Genomic DNA, 16,537 nt, shown 5'->3' with positions numbered 1-16,537 from the left:
ATGCAGCAGGCGCAGGAAACCCTGAAAAAATACTGGAATTATGACACCTTTCGTGCACCGCAGGATAAGATAATCCAAAGTGTGCTTGAGGGTAAGGACACTTTTGCCCTTATGCCAACGGGTGGGGGTAAGTCGTTGTGTTTTCAGGTGCCGGCCATGATGCAGGAGGGGCTTTGCCTTGTGGTGTCGCCGCTTATTGCACTTATGAAAGACCAGGTGGCCAACCTTGAAAAACGCAATATAAAGGCCCTGGCGCTAACCGGCAGCCTGAGTGTAGACGATATAAGCAACCTGCTTGATAATGCTAAATTTGGCGGCTATAAGTTTTTATACCTGTCGCCTGAGCGCCTTCAGGCCGACTGGATAGTAGACCGTATAAAAGACCTGCCCATAAACCTTGTAGCGGTAGATGAGGCGCACTGCGTGTCGCAATGGGGGCATGATTTTCGTCCGGCATACCTTAAGATATCTGCCCTAAAAAAACATTTGCCCAAGGTGCCGTTTATAGCGCTTACGGCATCGGCCACACAGCGCGTGCAGCAGGATATTGTTACCCAACTGGGGCTTGAGCATCCGAATGTCTTTAAAAAATCATTCGCCCGGGAAAATATAGCCTACATGGTTTTTGAGGCTGAAGACAAGCTGTACCGCATGCAGCAAATGCTTACTAAAAACCCCGGGCCTTCTATAATATATGTGCGCAACCGCCGTGCCTGCCACGATGTTTCGGCACAGTTGCAGGCGTTGGGCTATACCGCTACCTTTTACCACGGCGGCCTTAAAGAAAAAGAAAAGGAGGCCAATATGCAGCTTTGGCTCAGTAATAAGGCACAGGCCATGGTGGCTACCAATGCGTTTGGTATGGGTATAGACAAGCCTGATGTAAAAACGGTTATCCACATACAGCTGCCCGAAAACCTTGAAAACTACTACCAGGAAGCGGGCAGGGCAGGCCGTAACGGCGAAAAAGCCTTTGCAGTACTACTGGTTAACCCCAGTGATATTAAGGCCACACAAAGCCAGTTTATAGAAGTTTTACCCGATAAGAAGTTTTTGGGCGAAGTATATTCTAAACTCAATGCCTTTTTGCAGATTGCTTATGGCGAGGGCATGGGGGAGACATACCCTTTTAATTTTAACGACTTTTGCCATAAATACAGCTTCCCGGCGGTAAAGGCGTTTAACGCCCTGCAGTTTTTAGACCGGCAGGGGGTGCTGACGCTTTCTAAGGAGTTTTCAGAAAAGGTCAGCGTGCAGTTTATCATCCCAAGTAAAGAAGTTATCCGTTACATAAGCCTTAACCCGGCCGATGAAGAGGCGGTGCTTACCATATTACGGAATTATACCGGTATCTTTGAAATGGAAACGGGTGTAAATACCGCCATGGTGGCTAAAAAGGCCAAAACTAATGAGGCGGCCATTATAGCTATGCTCGAAAAGATGGAGCAAAAAGGTGTGATTGCCCTTCGTAAAACGGGCAACGATAGTTCTATACTGTTTAATGAAATTCGCGAAGACAGCCATACCATAAACCGTATTGCCAAATTTCTTACGCAACAAAACGATATTAAAGTCAGGCAGTTTGAAAGTGTGGTGCACTATGCCGTAGATACTACCAGGTGCAAAAGCCGCCTGATACTGGAATATTTTGATGAAAAGCCGGAGGAAGACTGCGGTATTTGCTCCTATTGTATTGCTAAAAAGAGTACGCCTAAAAGTCCGGTTGAAACCGCCACAGCCATATTAGAGCTGCTTAAAGAAGGCGAACTCAGCTCACGCCACATAGAAGATAAACTGGGGCTCACACCCCAGGAGACCATATTTGCCATAAACCTGCTGCTGCAAAACGGCAGGATAACCATTAATTCTTATAACGAATATATAGTACTGTAATGGAACAGCTTAAGATAGTTTTTATGGGTACGCCCGATTTTGCCGTGGGTATACTCGATGCCATATACCAGCATAATTATGATATAGTGGGGGTTATTACCGCCCCGGATAAGCCCGCCGGCCGTGGCCAGAAGGTAAAATACAGCGCCGTTAAAGACTACGCGCTGGAAAAAGGCCTGAACATACTGCAACCCACTAACCTTAAAGACGAAGCCTTTCTGGCAGAACTGAAAAGCCTTGAAGCTAACCTGCAGGTGGTGGTGGCGTTCCGTATGTTGCCGGAGGTAGTTTGGCGCATGCCAAAGCTGGGCACGTTTAACCTGCATGCGTCATTATTGCCACAATACCGTGGTGCTGCGCCTATAAACTGGGCAGTGATTAACGGCGAGGAAAAAACCGGCGTTACCACCTTTTTTATAGACGATAAGATAGATACCGGTGCCATGATACTTAAGGCTGAAACCGATATTGCCCCTGATGAAACTGCCGGGCAGCTGCACGACCGCCTGATGGATTTAGGTAAGGAAACGGTGTTAAAAACCCTGGGTATGATTCAGGGTGGAAATGTACAAACAACGTTACAGCCACACGACGGCGATATAAAAACGGCCTACAAGCTAAATAAAGACAATTGCAAAGTAGACTGGACAAAGCCGGGTAAAGAAATTTATAACCAGGTGCGCGGCCTTAGCCCGTATCCTGCGGCGTGGACATTTATTGCCGATGCAGGGCAGGAGTGGAACGTAAAAATATACGAAACCGTGTTTGAAGAGGCTGTGCATGATTTTATAACAGGCACGCTTATTTCTGATAAAAAGTCGCTCAAAGTGGCGGTTTCAGATGGTTTTATTCACATAACAAGCCTGCAAATGCCTGCAAAAAAACGCATGAACGTTAAAGAGTTGTTAAACGGTCAAGCGTTTTCTGTTGAAGCAAAAGCGTTTTAAAGGCTTAAAACAGTGGTTTTTTAGAAAATTTTAATAAAACAAGCCTTTGAATTAACATTTTGGGAAAAGTTATCAACAATTAAAATCATAATCGCAGAAAACTCTTGCGTGGTAAGGTTTTCCTGCTAAATTTGTAATACAGGAATTTGGAAAAAACAATAATTTTTAACCAAACAATTAATAACAAATTTATTATGAACAAATCAGAATTAATTGATGCTATCGCTGCTGACGCAGGAATTTCTAAAGGTGCTGCTAAAAAAGCCCTTGAATCATTTGTAACTAATGTTAGCGAGTCTCTTGCAAAAGGTGGCAGGGTATCTCTTGTAGGTTTCGGTTCTTTCTCTGTTTCAGGCAGGGCTGCACGCGAAGGCCGTAACCCTCAAACAGGTAAAACCATCAGCATCGCTGCTAAAAATGTGGTTAAGTTTAAGCCGGGTGCTGAGCTTGATACACACGTAAACAAATAATTTACATTAAAAAATACACTAAAGCCTCCTTTCATGGAGGCTTTTTTGTTGTTGTAAACTGTAAGAATTGGCAGCACTAAAACAATTTTTTATTCTTTTTAAGAAATTTTGTAAAAATGTAGCAGTAATTCAATTATTTAAATAAATTTATGGGCAAACCAATCCTCTGTCCATGATTAAAAAAATTACCTCACTATTTTGCTTATTCCTTACCATTTCTGCCCTTGCCCAGCCTCACATCCATACACCTGTAGATACCGCTAATGCGGGCTACCGTGCTAAACTGCGGTCGTTATATAAAGAGCGGGCATCGCACACTATGGCTTCTTATAACGGTTTTATGGATAAAAATTTCCGTAAAATGCTTATTGAATCCTATACCGAAATCAATACCGAATTTATTGAAAAGGTAAACAGCGGCCTTTTTGTTCAGGATGCATATTATGATGAGCAGCTAAACGGCCTTTTCCAGCAAATTGTAAAGGCTAACCCGCAGTATGCCGAACTGGCCTCAACCCGCATATTGCTCTCCTTTGCCGAATCGCCAAATGCCTATGCCATGGGCGATGGTTTTGTGGTGGTGCACCTGCCACTGTTGTATAATGTAACCAGTATGCACGAGCTGGCTTATATTTTATGCCATGAGCTGGCACACAACCTGTTAAATCATCCACAGGGCGGGTTGCAGGAGTATGCCAAAATAAACAGCTCGCAGGAAATAAAGCAAAAAACCCGTGAAATAGAAAAGAAAAAATACAATAAGGCACAGGATGCCTCCGGGCTTTATAAAACCATTGTATACAGCAACCGCAAAAGGCACCGCGGGGTAGAGTACCAGGCCGATTCGCTTGGGTTTGTACTGTATAAAAATGCCTTTCCGGGCAATGAGGGTGTGGTGATTAAAAGTTTTACAACCCTTGACGATATGGACAGGGAAAAAGACTCGCTGCTGCCGGCTGATTATGAAAAGTTATTCTCGTCTGAAAAGCAACCGTTTAAACCTGAGTGGCTTGCAGGCGATGAAATAAGCGGTTATAAGTATGACAAAACCCCTAAATTCTGGCAGATAGATTCGCTTAAAACCCACCCTGACTGTTTAGACAGGGCGCAACGCCTCAAAACTGTTTTTGGTATAACCGCTACAAGCCAGCCTGAAGCCATTAGCCGCGAGCTTACTACCCGTGCGCAATATGACAGTGTGCTGGGGCTTTTTGTTATGAAAGAGTACGGCAAATCGCTCTATCAAACACTGTTGCTGCTTAAAACCAGCCCTGATGATAAGTTCCTTGCAAAAATGGTGCACAGCAATCTTGTAAAAATTCAGGAGTCGCAAAAAAACTATACCATGAACAAGTATGTTGAAAATGTAAATCCGCGATACTCCTATAGTTACAATACATTCCTGTCTTTTATAAGACAGTTAAGGAAAACCGAAATGGCCAATATAATAAACCAATACCAATCTAAATTATGACACGAATTATTATGTTTTTTACAGTGCTGTTTTGCGGCACGGCACTGGCCCAGGTGCAAAAACTGGGTGAGCTTTCATCGGGTATATTTATCGATTCTGCGGTAATTATGGAAGATGACGACAGCAACGTTTTTGGTTACTGCCTGCTTTATCAGTTAGACCGGAAAAGTAAAGAAGTTTTTGACCTTGAATATGTTATACTCGATAAAAACCTTAATAAACTAACATCGGTAAGCCTTACCCAGGCAGCCTTTAAAATGACTTTGGTTAAAACCCGTACAGAACTTACGTTTGTAAAAAAAATAGGCAACCAGCTTACGGTAGGTGTAAACGACAGGAAGGTTAATATAGATTATTATGATGTAATGGCGTTTTTTAACTACAGGTTTGTTAATATAAACCTGGACACCTTTGCAGCCTCCAAAGAGTATAAATATGAGGGCTTTAAGAAAAAGGAATATGAGTATAAAACAGGCGATAAAATGTCTTTTGATGACCTGTATTACCTGCAGCAGCTCATTAGCACAAAGAGCGACTATTTTGTTTCTTTTGCCATTACAGAGCACAACCCCGAAAAGCTTGTGGCAACTAACCCTGTAACCTATAATTATAAAAAACACCAGGAAATAAAGCGTTTTGCGGTTCTTGATAAAGACCTTAAAGAAGTCTGGTCTAAAAATATAAATGCCGATAAAAAAACAGCCCTTCAGTATGAGTACCTTGATTCTGATGATGAGGTTTTGCTGATGAAAAAACTATTCCTTAAAGATAAAGAGGCGCTTTTAAGCAAAAGTATTGAAGTGTATAACATTAAAACGGGTGCATTGCTGGGTGAGATTGAATTAGATGATAAGGAGCTTGAAATTACATTGTACAGTACCGGTATAATAGGAGATAAGCTGCATGTGTACACCAATGCGCACCAAAAATCTAAAAAAGGATGGAGCCAGGGGTACGGGCACCTGGTGTTTGATAAAAAAACGGTTAAAGAAACAAAACGTGATTTTATACTTTGGAAAGACCTTGCGTCAACCATTCCCGGGTTAACAGAGTATGGTGGTATGGGTAAAGACTATGGGTTTGCCGCACAGGAGTTTATAATAACCCCAAAGGGCACCCTGCTTTTAGTACTTGAAGGATATGGGTTTAAGTCAGGTTATTCGCCCCTTAAAAAAGTACAAAGCATTTATGCGCAGCTAAAGGAAATGTACCTTGTTGAATTTGATATGGATAATAAGGTTGTCTTTTCTAAAAAAATTGAGAAGCAAAATTCTGTTGAAGTATATGCGGGTATTACGCGTGAAGAAATGAAAAAATATGGCATTTTTGATTATATGTTTTGCCAGAAGATTAACAAAGACGGCGATTTTGTAATGTACTATACCCTTAACGACCAGGAAGGTACCAAAAGAAAAATGGCTAAGAAACCACTATGGACACTGGGTATAATATCTGACGTAAGTGGAGAATATGGTTTTGAAACGCTGCCGTTGTATGGCGAAGACCTGAAGATTTATCCGGGGCTGGCTAAAAACGGTTATATACGTTTGCTTGAAGTAAACCAAAAAACCGGCCAGGCCGAAATGCGCCTTGAAAAAGTAAATTATTAATTAAGTTTTAGATAAGAAATGTAAAGGATAATCTTCTGTAACGTTATATTGGGGCAGAAGATTGTCTTTTTTTTAAAAGTTTTATAATTTTTTTGGTTTGGGGAAATTTTCTGTATAATTTTAATACAAATTGCAGGAATATGATTTCACTTAAACCCCAAAAGGGCCACCTGTTAATAGCAGAGCCCTCTACAATAGGAGATCTTTCTTTCAACAGGTCGGTTGTGCTCCTTGCCGACCATACCCACGAAGGCTCGGTGGGGTTTATACTCAACAAGCCGTTGGGGTATACAATACACGACCTGATACCTGAAATTCAGAGTAATTTTAAAATTTACAATGGCGGCCCGGTAGAGCAGGATAACCTGTATTTTATACACAATGTGCCTGATTTAATACCCAATAGTATTGAAATTAACAACGGCATATACTGGGGTGGCGATTTTGAATCGGCAAAAGACCTTATAAACCGTGGGCTTATAAAAAAAAGCAACATTCGTTTCTTTTTGGGCTACAGCGGGTGGAATGCCCATCAGCTTGAGGAGGAGCTTGAAGAAAGTTCATGGATTGTTACGGCTAACAGCTACAGCAATAAAATTATAGGTAAATCAAGTACTTCTTTCTGGAAAGAAAAAATTATGGAGCTTGGCGGCGAATACCTTATCTGGAGCAATGCGCCCGAAAACCCTGCGCTTAACTAAACCTTATCTGTGCATTTAACCTTTTGAGCAGGCTTTGGGTAAAGTCTTGCTTATACTCTTTTTTGCGGTATTTTGTTATGGGTTGTATGCCGGTTATTACATTGGTAATAAATAGTTCGTCTGCCTTTTGCAGGTCAAAAGGAGATATAGGTTCTTCAACCACCTCATAGCCTTCAACCTTGCGGGCCAGTGCCAGCACCTGTTTGCGCATAATACCGTTAAGGCACCCATCGGCAAGGGCAGGGGTAACCAGTTTATTGCCGGTTAGCATAAACAGGTTGCCGTTAGTGGCTTCAATCACATTTTTATCATCGTTTACCAGCAGGCAGTTGTTGTAGCCGTTTTCATCGGCAAATATGGCGGCAGTTATGTGCACGGCCTTATTAGTGGTTTTAAGCGTAGATAGTAATTGTTTGGTTACATAGTAGTCCCTGAACAATTCTACCTCATATGGGGCTTCGTTAATACTGTATAACGGGCTTTGCAGTGGCTCGGCAGTTATTATAAATGCACTGTTGTTGTCTGTTGGCAGGTATTTGCCCCCGGGGTTACGATAAAACGTTATTCTGGCCCTGTAAGACGGTGCTGCAGGAAGCAGCTGTATTAGCGCCGTTACCTGGCTTTCCATATATTCCTGGGTAAAGGTCATGGGTATTTCCATGCGCAGTATGCGCATAGAGGCCATCAGGCGAAAATAGTGGTCTTCGGCAAAAAGTACCTTTCCGTCAAGCACTTTAAGGGTTTCAAAAATAGCATCTCCATACAAAAATGCCCTGTTGTTGTGTATTGCAATATCTGCCGAAGTAACTATGGTGCCGTTGTAATTAATCATAAAAAAAGCCCTGATAAAATCAGGGCAAATATACTTTTAAAAATAGGAACCATTGTTATACAGAGCCCAAAACGTGCTTAAGGTCTGATATCTGGTTTTCCCACAGTAGTTTAGATTCGGCCATATCGTTGTGCTCGGCAAAATCTACCACCATTAAAGATACGTCTTTGGTAATTTCATCAACCAGTATGCGCAGTTCAAAATAATACTCGCTGTCTTTGTTATCAGTATCTACCCAGCGGAATTTTACTTTTTCGCCGCTTTTTTTAGAAGACAGTCGTGCTTTTTCTTCAGAATCGTCCCAAATAAAGGTAAAGATTTCGCCGCGGGAGTTAACGTTATCAGCAAACCATTCAGATAAACCTGATGGTGTAGATATATACTGGTATAGTAACTGGGGAGAAGAAGTTATAGGGAACTCCAGTTCATACTTTATTTTTTCGTCCATTTTTTCGTCAAAATTTTCGGAAATATATAATAATTAACATTGAAAAAAAAACAATTTTAAAAATAATTTTTTTACGCAAAAATTACTTGCAAGCTCTAAATAAAGTTTTATATTTGCACCCGCATTCAGCAAGGATGTGAACCGAAAAAATGGCGAGGTAGCTCAGTCGGTTAGAGCGCAGGATTCATAACCCTGAGGTCACGGGTTCAACTCCCGTCTTCGCTACGAGTAAAATAAGGGCTTTCAGAGATATCTGAAAGCCCTTTGTGTTTTTAGGTACAACATAGGTACAACATTTTTTTATGAGTTATATCTTTAAAAGATATATTTTAATATAAGAATATATTGACTAACATTAAGTTAACATTTTTCTATTATATTTATCTCATAAATATTTTCCTCTATGTATTATTATATCATTCATATTCTCGAAGAGCGTAGGTGTGTTTATATTGGAAACTCACTTTCAGCTTCCCCACCAAAATGCGATTGTAGATACCACCTTTTCGCCCCATCAAAACTTAAGTTTGTTGGTTTATCATCGGTAATATGTGATGAAAGATTGATGATGGCGGAAGTCTTTACTGATCTAGAATTGGCTGATGATAAGAGTAGGTATAAACAATTAATTCTTATTTCAAACGACTAACTTAAAATAAATACTATGAGTACCGATGAAATACGAGAAATACTTATACCCTATCTAACTGATCGTGATGAACGCGTTATTGAATATTTAGTTAAGGAATTTAGTACTGAATCAGGTATTTTTATATTATCTGAAAAGAATGTTGAAATAATTCAAATCATGATCAAAATGTCCGCAGATAATGTGGAATCGCGCCTTTTGGCGGAAGATAAACATGTTCCAATAGGCACATATTCAGCTAACGGAATTATTATTAAAGATGCGAAGTTTATGTCGCAAGAAAAAGAATTCATCTTTGGAATTCATGAGCCAATACATCGATTTATTAATGCCTCAACTCCTTTTGGCAACCTCCTTTCAATTTATTCAATATTACCTGAGCACGATAATTTTAATAATGGTTCATATAGTAATATATACAATTGGTTGTCAGAAAATTCAATTAAGGCGCATGAAACATTTGCAACCTGGTTCAGTATCAATAAGTCAGAAAATATTTCTTCGCCTGAAAAACTGACAGAAAATGATCGAGATTATTTATATTATTATTACTTGGGCGAGAGTTTGGTTGAAAATATTCCAGGGAGTTATAATAAAGGTATAATTATGAGTGTTTGTCTTAATTTTTGCTTTTCAAGCCTAAAATCGCTACAAAAGATTGATAGTGAATTTGATAAGATAAATTTTTCAGATCTCATAGATTTAGATTATCCAGACCATAGACTAATATATATTGCAGAAACATTAGGCTCTGATTTCTTTAAAAAAGCATTTGAAGAATTCTTCAAATTTAGGAAATATCTTCCTGCATACAATTATATTGAGAAGCAAATTCGTGGAGAATTCGTAGAAGAGCCTCTTCATAATCCACCCGTTGTGATGCTGTATCAAGAACTCAGTGAATACTTATATAATCTCTTACAAAAAGAGTTTAATAAATTAAATTCATTTACTAGAAATTATGCTGAAGCCTATGCGTTACCTAACCATATCCGAATAAAGGTAAACGAATATTTAGGAATGACAGTATTGAGAGAGATGTCTGAAAAAGAATATCCTATTGATCGTTCACTGCTAATAAACCTCGAAAATTTTAAATGGATTATTAACGAAGAACCTGAAATTTGTGAGATCATAAAGCCTGAAAATTTGCCGGTTGATTTAAAAAGAACAATTTTTAGTGGAGAAAATGAGCCTGGCCTTTTTAATTCATTCGGTGACTTAGTGCTTATGATGAGAAGCCCAAGAAATCTGGTTAACGAATTTAAATTCGAAAATGTTGAAGACAAAATGTGGTTAGATAGTCAAAAAAATCCAATCACTTTTCTTAGTTCTCGATATTATGTAGGTGATAAACGAAAAGTAATAATAATACCTTTTGATGATCCTGAAGATTTAAGAATATTTTTTGCATCTAACCGCACTTCACTAGAGATTTGTTGTTGTGTTTACTATCACATTATAGGTTGTGAAGAATTTCTGTTAAAATGGGATGAAATTATTTATAACTTTAGTCATTACACAATCTTTTTTAATGATTTGTCTTTTGTTTACCTTCTCGAAAAAGATTTTTTTTTTACTAACCCGAATATTACTTATTGTGAGATGGATATTTCTTTTAATGGTGATACTTCCGCTACATTTATTGTCTGTTTATTGGAGTTCGGGAATGATTGTAAGACTGTTTTAGTTGTTACACCTTGTACGAAGTATTTTATAGTTATGGCTCTTAAATACCTTGGTAAAAATAAAAATTATATTTATGATAAAGATATTCTTGATAAAAGTATGTTTACAGAAAGGAAATATGGATCTGCTATATTTGATGTAGTTCGACAAGCATACTTAGATCATTCAGTTTGGTTCAAAACTTCTTTGATAAATGAGAGTTATTATTAATTAATTATAAGTATGGAAGATTATATCGAGATTAGTGAAGCATTTATAAATGATAAATTATCGAAGGTTTTTAAAGGTGATCGTAGTATTAGTATAATTAATACTGAACAGTATTTTTGGCAGTCTTTTAAGGCACAGTTAGAAACAAATAACAATACAATTGAACCATTATATTTTAAAACTGGAGCTTTAAAACTTACTGTAGGTAAAGATTTATTTAACAAGGCATTTCATGCGTCTTTACTATCTAGTGTACTTTATTTTAATGATCATAAGCAATTTGGCAGTACAATACTTACGGCAATATTGACAAGTATAATCAGCTTTGAACTCATGGAGATTAAAGATGAAGAAGAAGTTGTATATATGCGTTTACCTATTAAAAATGCATATATGACAGTTCAAGAACACTTTGATAGCTTACCTGAATACATTCGAAAGAATGTGAACGAATTGCAATTCGAAATTTTTATGAATAAATTTGTCAAGGCTGGCTTAGCAAAGAGAGATTTAAATGGTGAAGAAAGATATCTTGTACTTTCTAAAGGGAGATTTTGCTTTAAGTTCGATTTCTTTGTGTAATTCTACTATAGATTTCAAAAATCTAGTTTGAATTCCTTGTGATAAAGCCCAAAGAGGATTATTTGGTTTTATCACAAGGAATATAATAATAAGTCAGAATGGTACAATAGTTTCTTGGGGCATGACTAATATATTTGGCATTTCTCCAATATCTGCCATAGACAGCCAACCTTCCTTTGTAACAAGCAGATGATCAAGGACAGGAATATCTAAAACTTTTCCGGCAGTTGCCAAGTCCCGAGTAAGCTTTTTATCTACGCTGCTGAATCGTTTATTTCCCGATGGGTGGTTGTGCGCAATAATTATCCCTGATGCTTTCGCTAGAAGCGCAGTAACAAATACAAGTTTTGTATCAACAATACAGGCTGTAATCCCCCCTGTGGATATTGTAGAGACACCTAGCACACTATTATCACGATCCAGTACCATGATCCTGAAATGCTCCTGCAATTCAATTGTATTGCTATCCCAGGTCTCTGAAAATAGATTGTAGGCATCCCGTGAGGTTCTAATGACCGGCTTTTCTGATGGCATGTAGTTTCCTTTATAGGTTAATTGAATTTCGGCGACCTTGCTAAAGTCTTGGGTCAGGCTCATTCTTTGCTCCTTATGGTTTGGGGGTCGATGGAGGCTTTGACTTCAGCGTTTGCACATGCCAGTCATTTACATCCTTGTAAGGCGCATATAGGTCGTTCATGGCTTCAAATTCGATACTCTCATTTACAGCAAGTTCCTTGAAGTATTTGGTGGCATCACGCCCAGCCTCGTCGTTATCAAGCCATGTCGTCAGCTTTTTATAATTACGGTAGTTTGTGATGTAAGGCACTGCCTGCGGCGCGAGGGAAACAGAGTTCAAAACAATCACATCGCCTTCAAAATGCTGCTTTTCGTGTTGGGCGAAGGCTGATAGGAAGTCCATCATACCTTCAAAGACATGGATTTCTTTTGCGGGTAGTTCAGTTCCGCGAATAAAGGAAATACTTTTTGCTCCGACACTGGCTTTTAAATCCTCTGTTCGAATTTCAAAACCTTCAGCTTCGGTATAAAGCCCGATGGCGCGGAATTGCCAGCCTGTGCGGTTATTGCGTACCAAGACCTCTTTGAGGAATTCCTGAGCCAATTCCAAAGGAATGCCCCGGCTTTCGATAAAGTTGGTGAGAATGCGGTATTTAAGTTCAGATGCTTTAAGAACCTGAAAACCTCTTTCTGCCGGGTCGGGTTCTCTTTTGGCATAGGTTACAGTCGTATAGGTATAGGTATCGAACGCCTGAAGCCATTTCAAGGCCGCAGAGACCGCAGATCCGTCATTTCCTGATACAAGATAATTGCAGGCGAATTTGATGACATCCCCGCCTCTTCCTGCCCCAAAGTCGTACCATACGTTTTTGCCTGTATGCACCTTGAAGCTTGCAGTTTTTTCGTCGCGAAGCGGCGAGAGATACCACAATTCATCGCCTTTTTCCCGTACGGGATAATAGCCGAGTTTACGCAGGATTTCAGTCATAGCAATGCCGTTGGCTTGTTCTATGTTCATAGCAACACCTTTCAAAAGTTTAGATTTTTAGATTTATGGGGGGATTTATTACGGTCGGGTGCGTTCTCTCATAAACGCATCGAGAACCGATTTACGGTAGCGCACCATTTTTTTGCCGATCTTGATTGGCTTGAAATCATAAGTGCCTTTGCAGTCCCATGTTGCCAGTGAGCGCCATGAGCAGTTCATATATGCAGCAGCCTCCTTTCTGTTAAAGTATATTTCCTCAGTCGGGTTAGTTCTAGTCATAGTAATCTCCTTTCATCAAGGACTATCATAAGTTGCAATCCTTAATTAACTATAACCGATTTTTACGCGGACTATAAAAAAGCTGAATTCGTAAACGATAAACAACGCATATCAATTCATAGCGAAATATGTGAGGACAGAATTTTCTCAATCTAAATGGATTTTATGAGAATCATGCTGGCTCCGAATAGAGCCTGCATGAAGAATCGTGTTTATTGTTGTTGCTCTTTGGATGCTTGATACATTGCCTTTGTTGCTGTTTCCATTGATTTGCGCACAGGGTCGAGATCAAGCCTAGAATATATTGCGGTGGCTTGCGGTGATTTATGTCCTAGCGATTTACCAACAATAAGAAGGCTTGCACCAGTCTTCGCCTGCCAGCTCCCTAAAGTTCTCCGCAAGTCATGAATTCGCAGATCTTCGATACCCGCTCGCTTTAAAATTCTTTGCCATCCCTTTTTAGGTTCTACGAGGTAGCCGCTCTTTCCAGTTCCGGGAAAGACAAAAGGCGAAGTTGATTCGTTCACAACCTTACGGCTTTTTAAAATTTCGATGGCTTCTTCGCCAAGTGGAATTGTTTGTGGTTCATTATTCTTAGTACGGGGTATTCGCCATTCTTTTCTTTCAAGAGAAATTTGATTCCATTCCATTGCCATGACGTTGCTTCTGCGTGCGCCTGTCAGCAAACACATCATGAAGAAATCACGTAGAGTTTCGTTTTCCTCCTGTGCAAGGGAAGAAAAAAAGCGCGGCAGTTCATCAGCCTGTAGAAATCTGTCGCGACTGCGCTCGGGGCTTTTCTTAATGCCTCGTGCCGGGTTAAATTTACAGAACCCATTATTAACGCCCCAACTGAAAATGCTGGAGGCAAGAGCTAATATTCTGTTTGCTGTGCTTGCGCTCTTGTAAAGCACTTCATTTTCGGCTGTTGTTCGCTTTACCTGACAGCAAATGTCCGCATGAATATCCGCAATATCTTTTTGCTGAATTTGAGAAAGCTTATATTTTCCGACCTGATCTTTTAAGTAAGCTTTATAATTGCTTTCATCTTGATATGCTGTTCGTTTCTTAATTTTTGAGTGCTTCTCTAAATATTTATGAAACAGGTCATCAAAGGTCAGCTCGGCCTTATGCGCCCGCCTTGCATCGGCGGGGCTTTGCCCTTCTACAAGGGCATTGCTGATTTTTATTGCCATTGCCCTAGCAACATCAACCGACACTGTGGGAAATTTTCCTATCGTTACTCTTTCTGGTCGCCCATTCATACGGCGGAAGACGCTGAATGTTTTAACGCCTTTGTCTGTAACGCGACAATGTAGCCCGCCAATCTTGGTGTCGATGAGAACAAGTCGCTGCCCCTTTTTAGGTAGCTCAATGGACTCTAAAGCGGCCTTAGTGAAATTGAGCTTCTTGCTCATAAACTGCCCTCTTTCAGGAAATAAGATATGTTTTGTTTTGTGCCGGGGTTACGCCGGGGTTACGGCTGATGTAAAATCACACCGTTCCATATCATACCTTATAAAGCAGTAATTCATTGAAAACACAAGGAAAATCAATGTTTATCAATATTACATAAAGCATGTCAAAAGTGCCATAATCAAACTTTTAATCAGAGGGTCCTGGGTTCAAATCCCAGCGGGATCACCATTTATTTTCAATGACTTAGCCGCAGTCTTGAAAACCCGAAGAATCACCTGGGGTTACGCCGGGGTTACGGTTTACATCAAAAAATATCTACAGTTAAATTTCGAATAGTCAATATAGATCAGACTAAAAGCGTCTTCGCCGGACATATCGAACATATCTAACAGGTCTGAAGAAAATCCTCCCAGATCCTCTCCTTTGTTGCTTCTTCATTTCGGCATCCCTCTCGCGATTTATTTGTTTGAGTTCCTCCATATAACTTTTGACCCGAGGAAGCCATTCACCGCTCGTAACGCTTTTTATAAATGCTTTTCTCGGGATTTCAGCAACAACGGCATACCAGCCTACACGTATAGGAAATAGACAGTAGAGAGGTTGTCTAATTGAGAGATCATCGGAGATTAATCCGTGTCCAAGAAAATCGAAAATAACAGGGACAGTAGATTCGAGCCATGCAGCAGGAAAGCAATCCTCAACAAATTCTACGTGGAAGTTTCCGGGCTTGAGAACTTGGCGAAAACCATCTTTGGCTTTTAGAAATCGTGGAAAATCTCTTTTAAGGCGTGTTCCGTCTACTACCCAAACCATAGTCTTATAGAAATTTTCACGGATCATACGTTCTTTTGGGTCAATATGCGAATGTTGGAATTCTATCACTAGGCCATCAGGAGTACGAGTATCGGCTATATGCTTTTCACCTGTTTTGATATCAGGCAAGAATATTTCCTGCCACTCAGTCGGGAAATTATTTTTCCATGCGCGATGCCATTCTGTTTCAGGTTCCCACCAGTCGTCACAAATCCTGCTACCTTTGTGTGCCCAATGATGCACTTTTTTCGAGCCGCATTTAGCCACGACTGGCTGCTCGCATCCAGGGCATGTAGCTAAAAGGCCACTTCTAGCCTCAACTAATTCTGTATCAACAATAGCGAAACGCATATCTATTCTATCTATTAAATTTGTACGGGACCAAATCGTAGATCGTATTCTACTTTATTAAGAACTACGCGATTAATGCTCCTTACTATTATTTTACCATCCCTTAGCGGTCTACCAAATATGGCGATATTTTCAATTACCTGGGCTCTTGCATAGTCTTTCAATTCTTCAAATTGCCTAATCGAAAAACCTAACAGTGTTGGAAATGGAGTAGAGCCTGTTCCTAGTGTACTAAAATAAGAGGGGTAAATTAAGCCATCATATCCGTGTATATGAGCTGCTTTGGCAATCTCGCGACATATATCATAAGAATGCTCTGGTGCAGAGAAAAGCATATGAATGGCAATATCTAAACTTTCAAATTCACCTACATTCTCGTGGAGTATATGTGTCAAATCGAGGAACTTCAGAGAACGAGTTGGCTGTAGAGTTGCTACATATGTATTGTCTGCCATAGTGACGCGGCATTCGTGTACACAGAGCTCTAAATTTTGCGAAGCATATAAAATAGGCAGCCCAGTACTATCTAATCTATTCTGTCCTAAGCATGAATCAGGAGCGCTATCATATTGCTCTTCGCTTTCAGGAGAGCTTAAATTTTTGCGGATTCTATAAAAGATACTTTCTTCTGGTATTTCTTTTATAGGATATTCAGTGGATATACCA

The 16,537-nt window shown here is 39.8% G+C and carries 15 protein-coding genes and 1 tRNA gene; 9 read left to right on the top strand and 7 right to left on the bottom strand.

Going from position 1 to position 16,537, the window contains the following annotated elements:
* From AM279_RS08940 to AM279_RS08915, 6 genes are all read left to right on the top strand, one after another.
* Positions 1-1,893, top strand: a complete 1,893-nt coding sequence (locus AM279_RS08940; protein WP_054407635.1) for a RecQ family ATP-dependent DNA helicase — start codon at positions 1-3, stop codon at positions 1,891-1,893.
* Complete coding sequence (gene fmt / locus AM279_RS08935; RefSeq protein ID WP_054407634.1) at positions 1,893-2,840, top strand: methionyl-tRNA formyltransferase; 948 nt, start codon at positions 1,893-1,895, stop codon at positions 2,838-2,840. The genes AM279_RS08940 and fmt overlap by 1 nt, the downstream gene beginning before the upstream one ends.
* A 194-nt stretch (positions 2,841-3,034) precedes the next feature.
* The gene (locus tag AM279_RS08930) at positions 3,035-3,310 is read left to right on the top strand and encodes an HU family DNA-binding protein (RefSeq protein ID WP_054410223.1); all 276 of its coding nucleotides are present in this window, start codon (positions 3,035-3,037) and stop codon (positions 3,308-3,310) included.
* A gap of 172 nt (positions 3,311-3,482) precedes the next feature.
* Positions 3,483-4,784 carry a M48 family metalloprotease gene (locus AM279_RS08925; RefSeq protein WP_054407633.1) on the top strand — a complete coding sequence of 434 codons (1,302 nt, stop codon included), beginning with the start codon at positions 3,483-3,485 and terminating at the stop codon, positions 4,782-4,784.
* Positions 4,781-6,394: a hypothetical protein gene (locus tag AM279_RS08920; RefSeq protein ID WP_143090420.1), complete on the top strand. Its 1,614-nt coding sequence runs from the start codon at positions 4,781-4,783 to the stop codon at positions 6,392-6,394. The genes AM279_RS08925 and AM279_RS08920 overlap by 4 nt, the downstream gene beginning before the upstream one ends.
* 140 nt (positions 6,395-6,534) lie before the next feature.
* Positions 6,535-7,095, top strand: a complete 561-nt coding sequence (locus tag AM279_RS08915; RefSeq protein WP_054407631.1) for a YqgE/AlgH family protein — start codon at positions 6,535-6,537, stop codon at positions 7,093-7,095.
* Here the strand turns inward: AM279_RS08915 and AM279_RS08910 are convergent.
* Positions 7,088-7,927 carry an aminotransferase class IV gene (locus AM279_RS08910; RefSeq protein ID WP_054407630.1) on the bottom strand — a complete coding sequence of 280 codons (840 nt, stop codon included), beginning with the start codon at positions 7,925-7,927 and terminating at the stop codon, positions 7,088-7,090. The two genes, AM279_RS08915 and AM279_RS08910, sit on opposite strands and share 8 nt — an antisense overlap.
* 55 nt (positions 7,928-7,982) lie before the next feature.
* Positions 7,983-8,375: an START-like domain-containing protein gene (locus AM279_RS08905; RefSeq protein ID WP_054407629.1), complete on the bottom strand. Its 393-nt coding sequence runs from the start codon at positions 8,373-8,375 to the stop codon at positions 7,983-7,985.
* A gap of 151 nt (positions 8,376-8,526) precedes the next feature.
* Between AM279_RS08905 and AM279_RS08900 the strand changes: the two genes are divergently transcribed.
* From AM279_RS08900 to AM279_RS08890, 3 genes are all read left to right on the top strand, one after another.
* Positions 8,527-8,600, top strand: a tRNA-Met gene (locus AM279_RS08900).
* Between the two features lie 439 nt (positions 8,601-9,039).
* The gene (locus tag AM279_RS08895; protein WP_054407628.1) at positions 9,040-10,923 is read left to right on the top strand and encodes a hypothetical protein; all 1,884 of its coding nucleotides are present in this window, start codon (positions 9,040-9,042) and stop codon (positions 10,921-10,923) included.
* A gap of 12 nt (positions 10,924-10,935) precedes the next feature.
* Positions 10,936-11,505, top strand: a complete 570-nt coding sequence (locus tag AM279_RS08890; protein ID WP_054407627.1) for a hypothetical protein — start codon at positions 10,936-10,938, stop codon at positions 11,503-11,505.
* Between the two features lie 93 nt (positions 11,506-11,598).
* On the opposite strand, the gene AM279_RS08885 is transcribed toward AM279_RS08890, so the two are convergent.
* The 5 genes from AM279_RS08885 to AM279_RS08860 form a co-directional block, all read right to left on the bottom strand.
* Positions 11,599-12,102 (bottom strand): JAB domain-containing protein, encoded by a 504-nt coding sequence (locus tag AM279_RS08885; RefSeq protein ID WP_074961633.1) that lies wholly within the window; start codon positions 12,100-12,102, stop codon positions 11,599-11,601.
* A 10-nt stretch (positions 12,103-12,112) separates the two neighbouring features.
* Positions 12,113-13,039, bottom strand: a complete 927-nt coding sequence (locus AM279_RS08880) for a toprim domain-containing protein (protein WP_054407625.1) — start codon at positions 13,037-13,039, stop codon at positions 12,113-12,115.
* Between the two features lie 461 nt (positions 13,040-13,500).
* Positions 13,501-14,706 (bottom strand): tyrosine-type recombinase/integrase, encoded by a 1,206-nt coding sequence (locus AM279_RS08870; protein WP_054407623.1) that lies wholly within the window; start codon positions 14,704-14,706, stop codon positions 13,501-13,503.
* A 352-nt stretch (positions 14,707-15,058) separates the two neighbouring features.
* Positions 15,059-15,871: a competence protein CoiA gene (locus AM279_RS08865; protein ID WP_054407622.1), complete on the bottom strand. Its 813-nt coding sequence runs from the start codon at positions 15,869-15,871 to the stop codon at positions 15,059-15,061.
* Between the two features lie 14 nt (positions 15,872-15,885).
* A partial coding sequence (locus tag AM279_RS08860; RefSeq protein ID WP_201782543.1) for an RES family NAD+ phosphorylase occupies positions 15,886-16,537 on the bottom strand: 652 nt, incomplete at its 5' end.

This window comes from Flavobacterium akiainvivens, assembly GCF_001278115.1.
Classification (GTDB): domain Bacteria; phylum Bacteroidota; class Bacteroidia; order Flavobacteriales; family Flavobacteriaceae; genus Flavobacterium; species Flavobacterium akiainvivens.
Note: the sequence above shows the minus strand (reverse complement) of the source record. Positions and strands in the feature narration are given on the sequence as shown.

Bases quoted from the DNA above. Each gene is read 5' to 3' on its own strand.
- AM279_RS08940 (WP_054407635.1), top strand. From the start codon at position 1: ATGCAGCAGGCGCAGGAAACCCTGAAAAAATACTGGAATTATGACACC.
- fmt (WP_054407634.1), top strand. From the start codon at position 1,893: ATGGAACAGCTTAAGATAGTTTTTATGGGTACGCCCGATTTTGCCGTG.
- AM279_RS08930 (WP_054410223.1), top strand. From the start codon at position 3,035: ATGAACAAATCAGAATTAATTGATGCTATCGCTGCTGACGCAGGAATT.
- AM279_RS08925 (WP_054407633.1), top strand. From the start codon at position 3,483: ATGATTAAAAAAATTACCTCACTATTTTGCTTATTCCTTACCATTTCT.
- AM279_RS08920 (WP_143090420.1), top strand. From the start codon at position 4,781: ATGACACGAATTATTATGTTTTTTACAGTGCTGTTTTGCGGCACGGCA.
- AM279_RS08915 (WP_054407631.1), top strand. From the start codon at position 6,535: ATGATTTCACTTAAACCCCAAAAGGGCCACCTGTTAATAGCAGAGCCC.
- AM279_RS08910 (WP_054407630.1), bottom strand. From the start codon at position 7,927: ATGATTAATTACAACGGCACCATAGTTACTTCGGCAGATATTGCAATA.
- AM279_RS08905 (WP_054407629.1), bottom strand. From the start codon at position 8,375: ATGGACGAAAAAATAAAGTATGAACTGGAGTTCCCTATAACTTCTTCT.
- AM279_RS08895 (WP_054407628.1), top strand. From the start codon at position 9,040: ATGAGTACCGATGAAATACGAGAAATACTTATACCCTATCTAACTGAT.
- AM279_RS08890 (WP_054407627.1), top strand. From the start codon at position 10,936: ATGGAAGATTATATCGAGATTAGTGAAGCATTTATAAATGATAAATTA.
- AM279_RS08885 (WP_074961633.1), bottom strand. From the start codon at position 12,102: ATGAGCCTGACCCAAGACTTTAGCAAGGTCGCCGAAATTCAATTAACC.
- AM279_RS08880 (WP_054407625.1), bottom strand. From the start codon at position 13,039: ATGAACATAGAACAAGCCAACGGCATTGCTATGACTGAAATCCTGCGT.
- AM279_RS08870 (WP_054407623.1), bottom strand. From the start codon at position 14,706: ATGAGCAAGAAGCTCAATTTCACTAAGGCCGCTTTAGAGTCCATTGAG.
- AM279_RS08865 (WP_054407622.1), bottom strand. From the start codon at position 15,871: ATGCGTTTCGCTATTGTTGATACAGAATTAGTTGAGGCTAGAAGTGGC.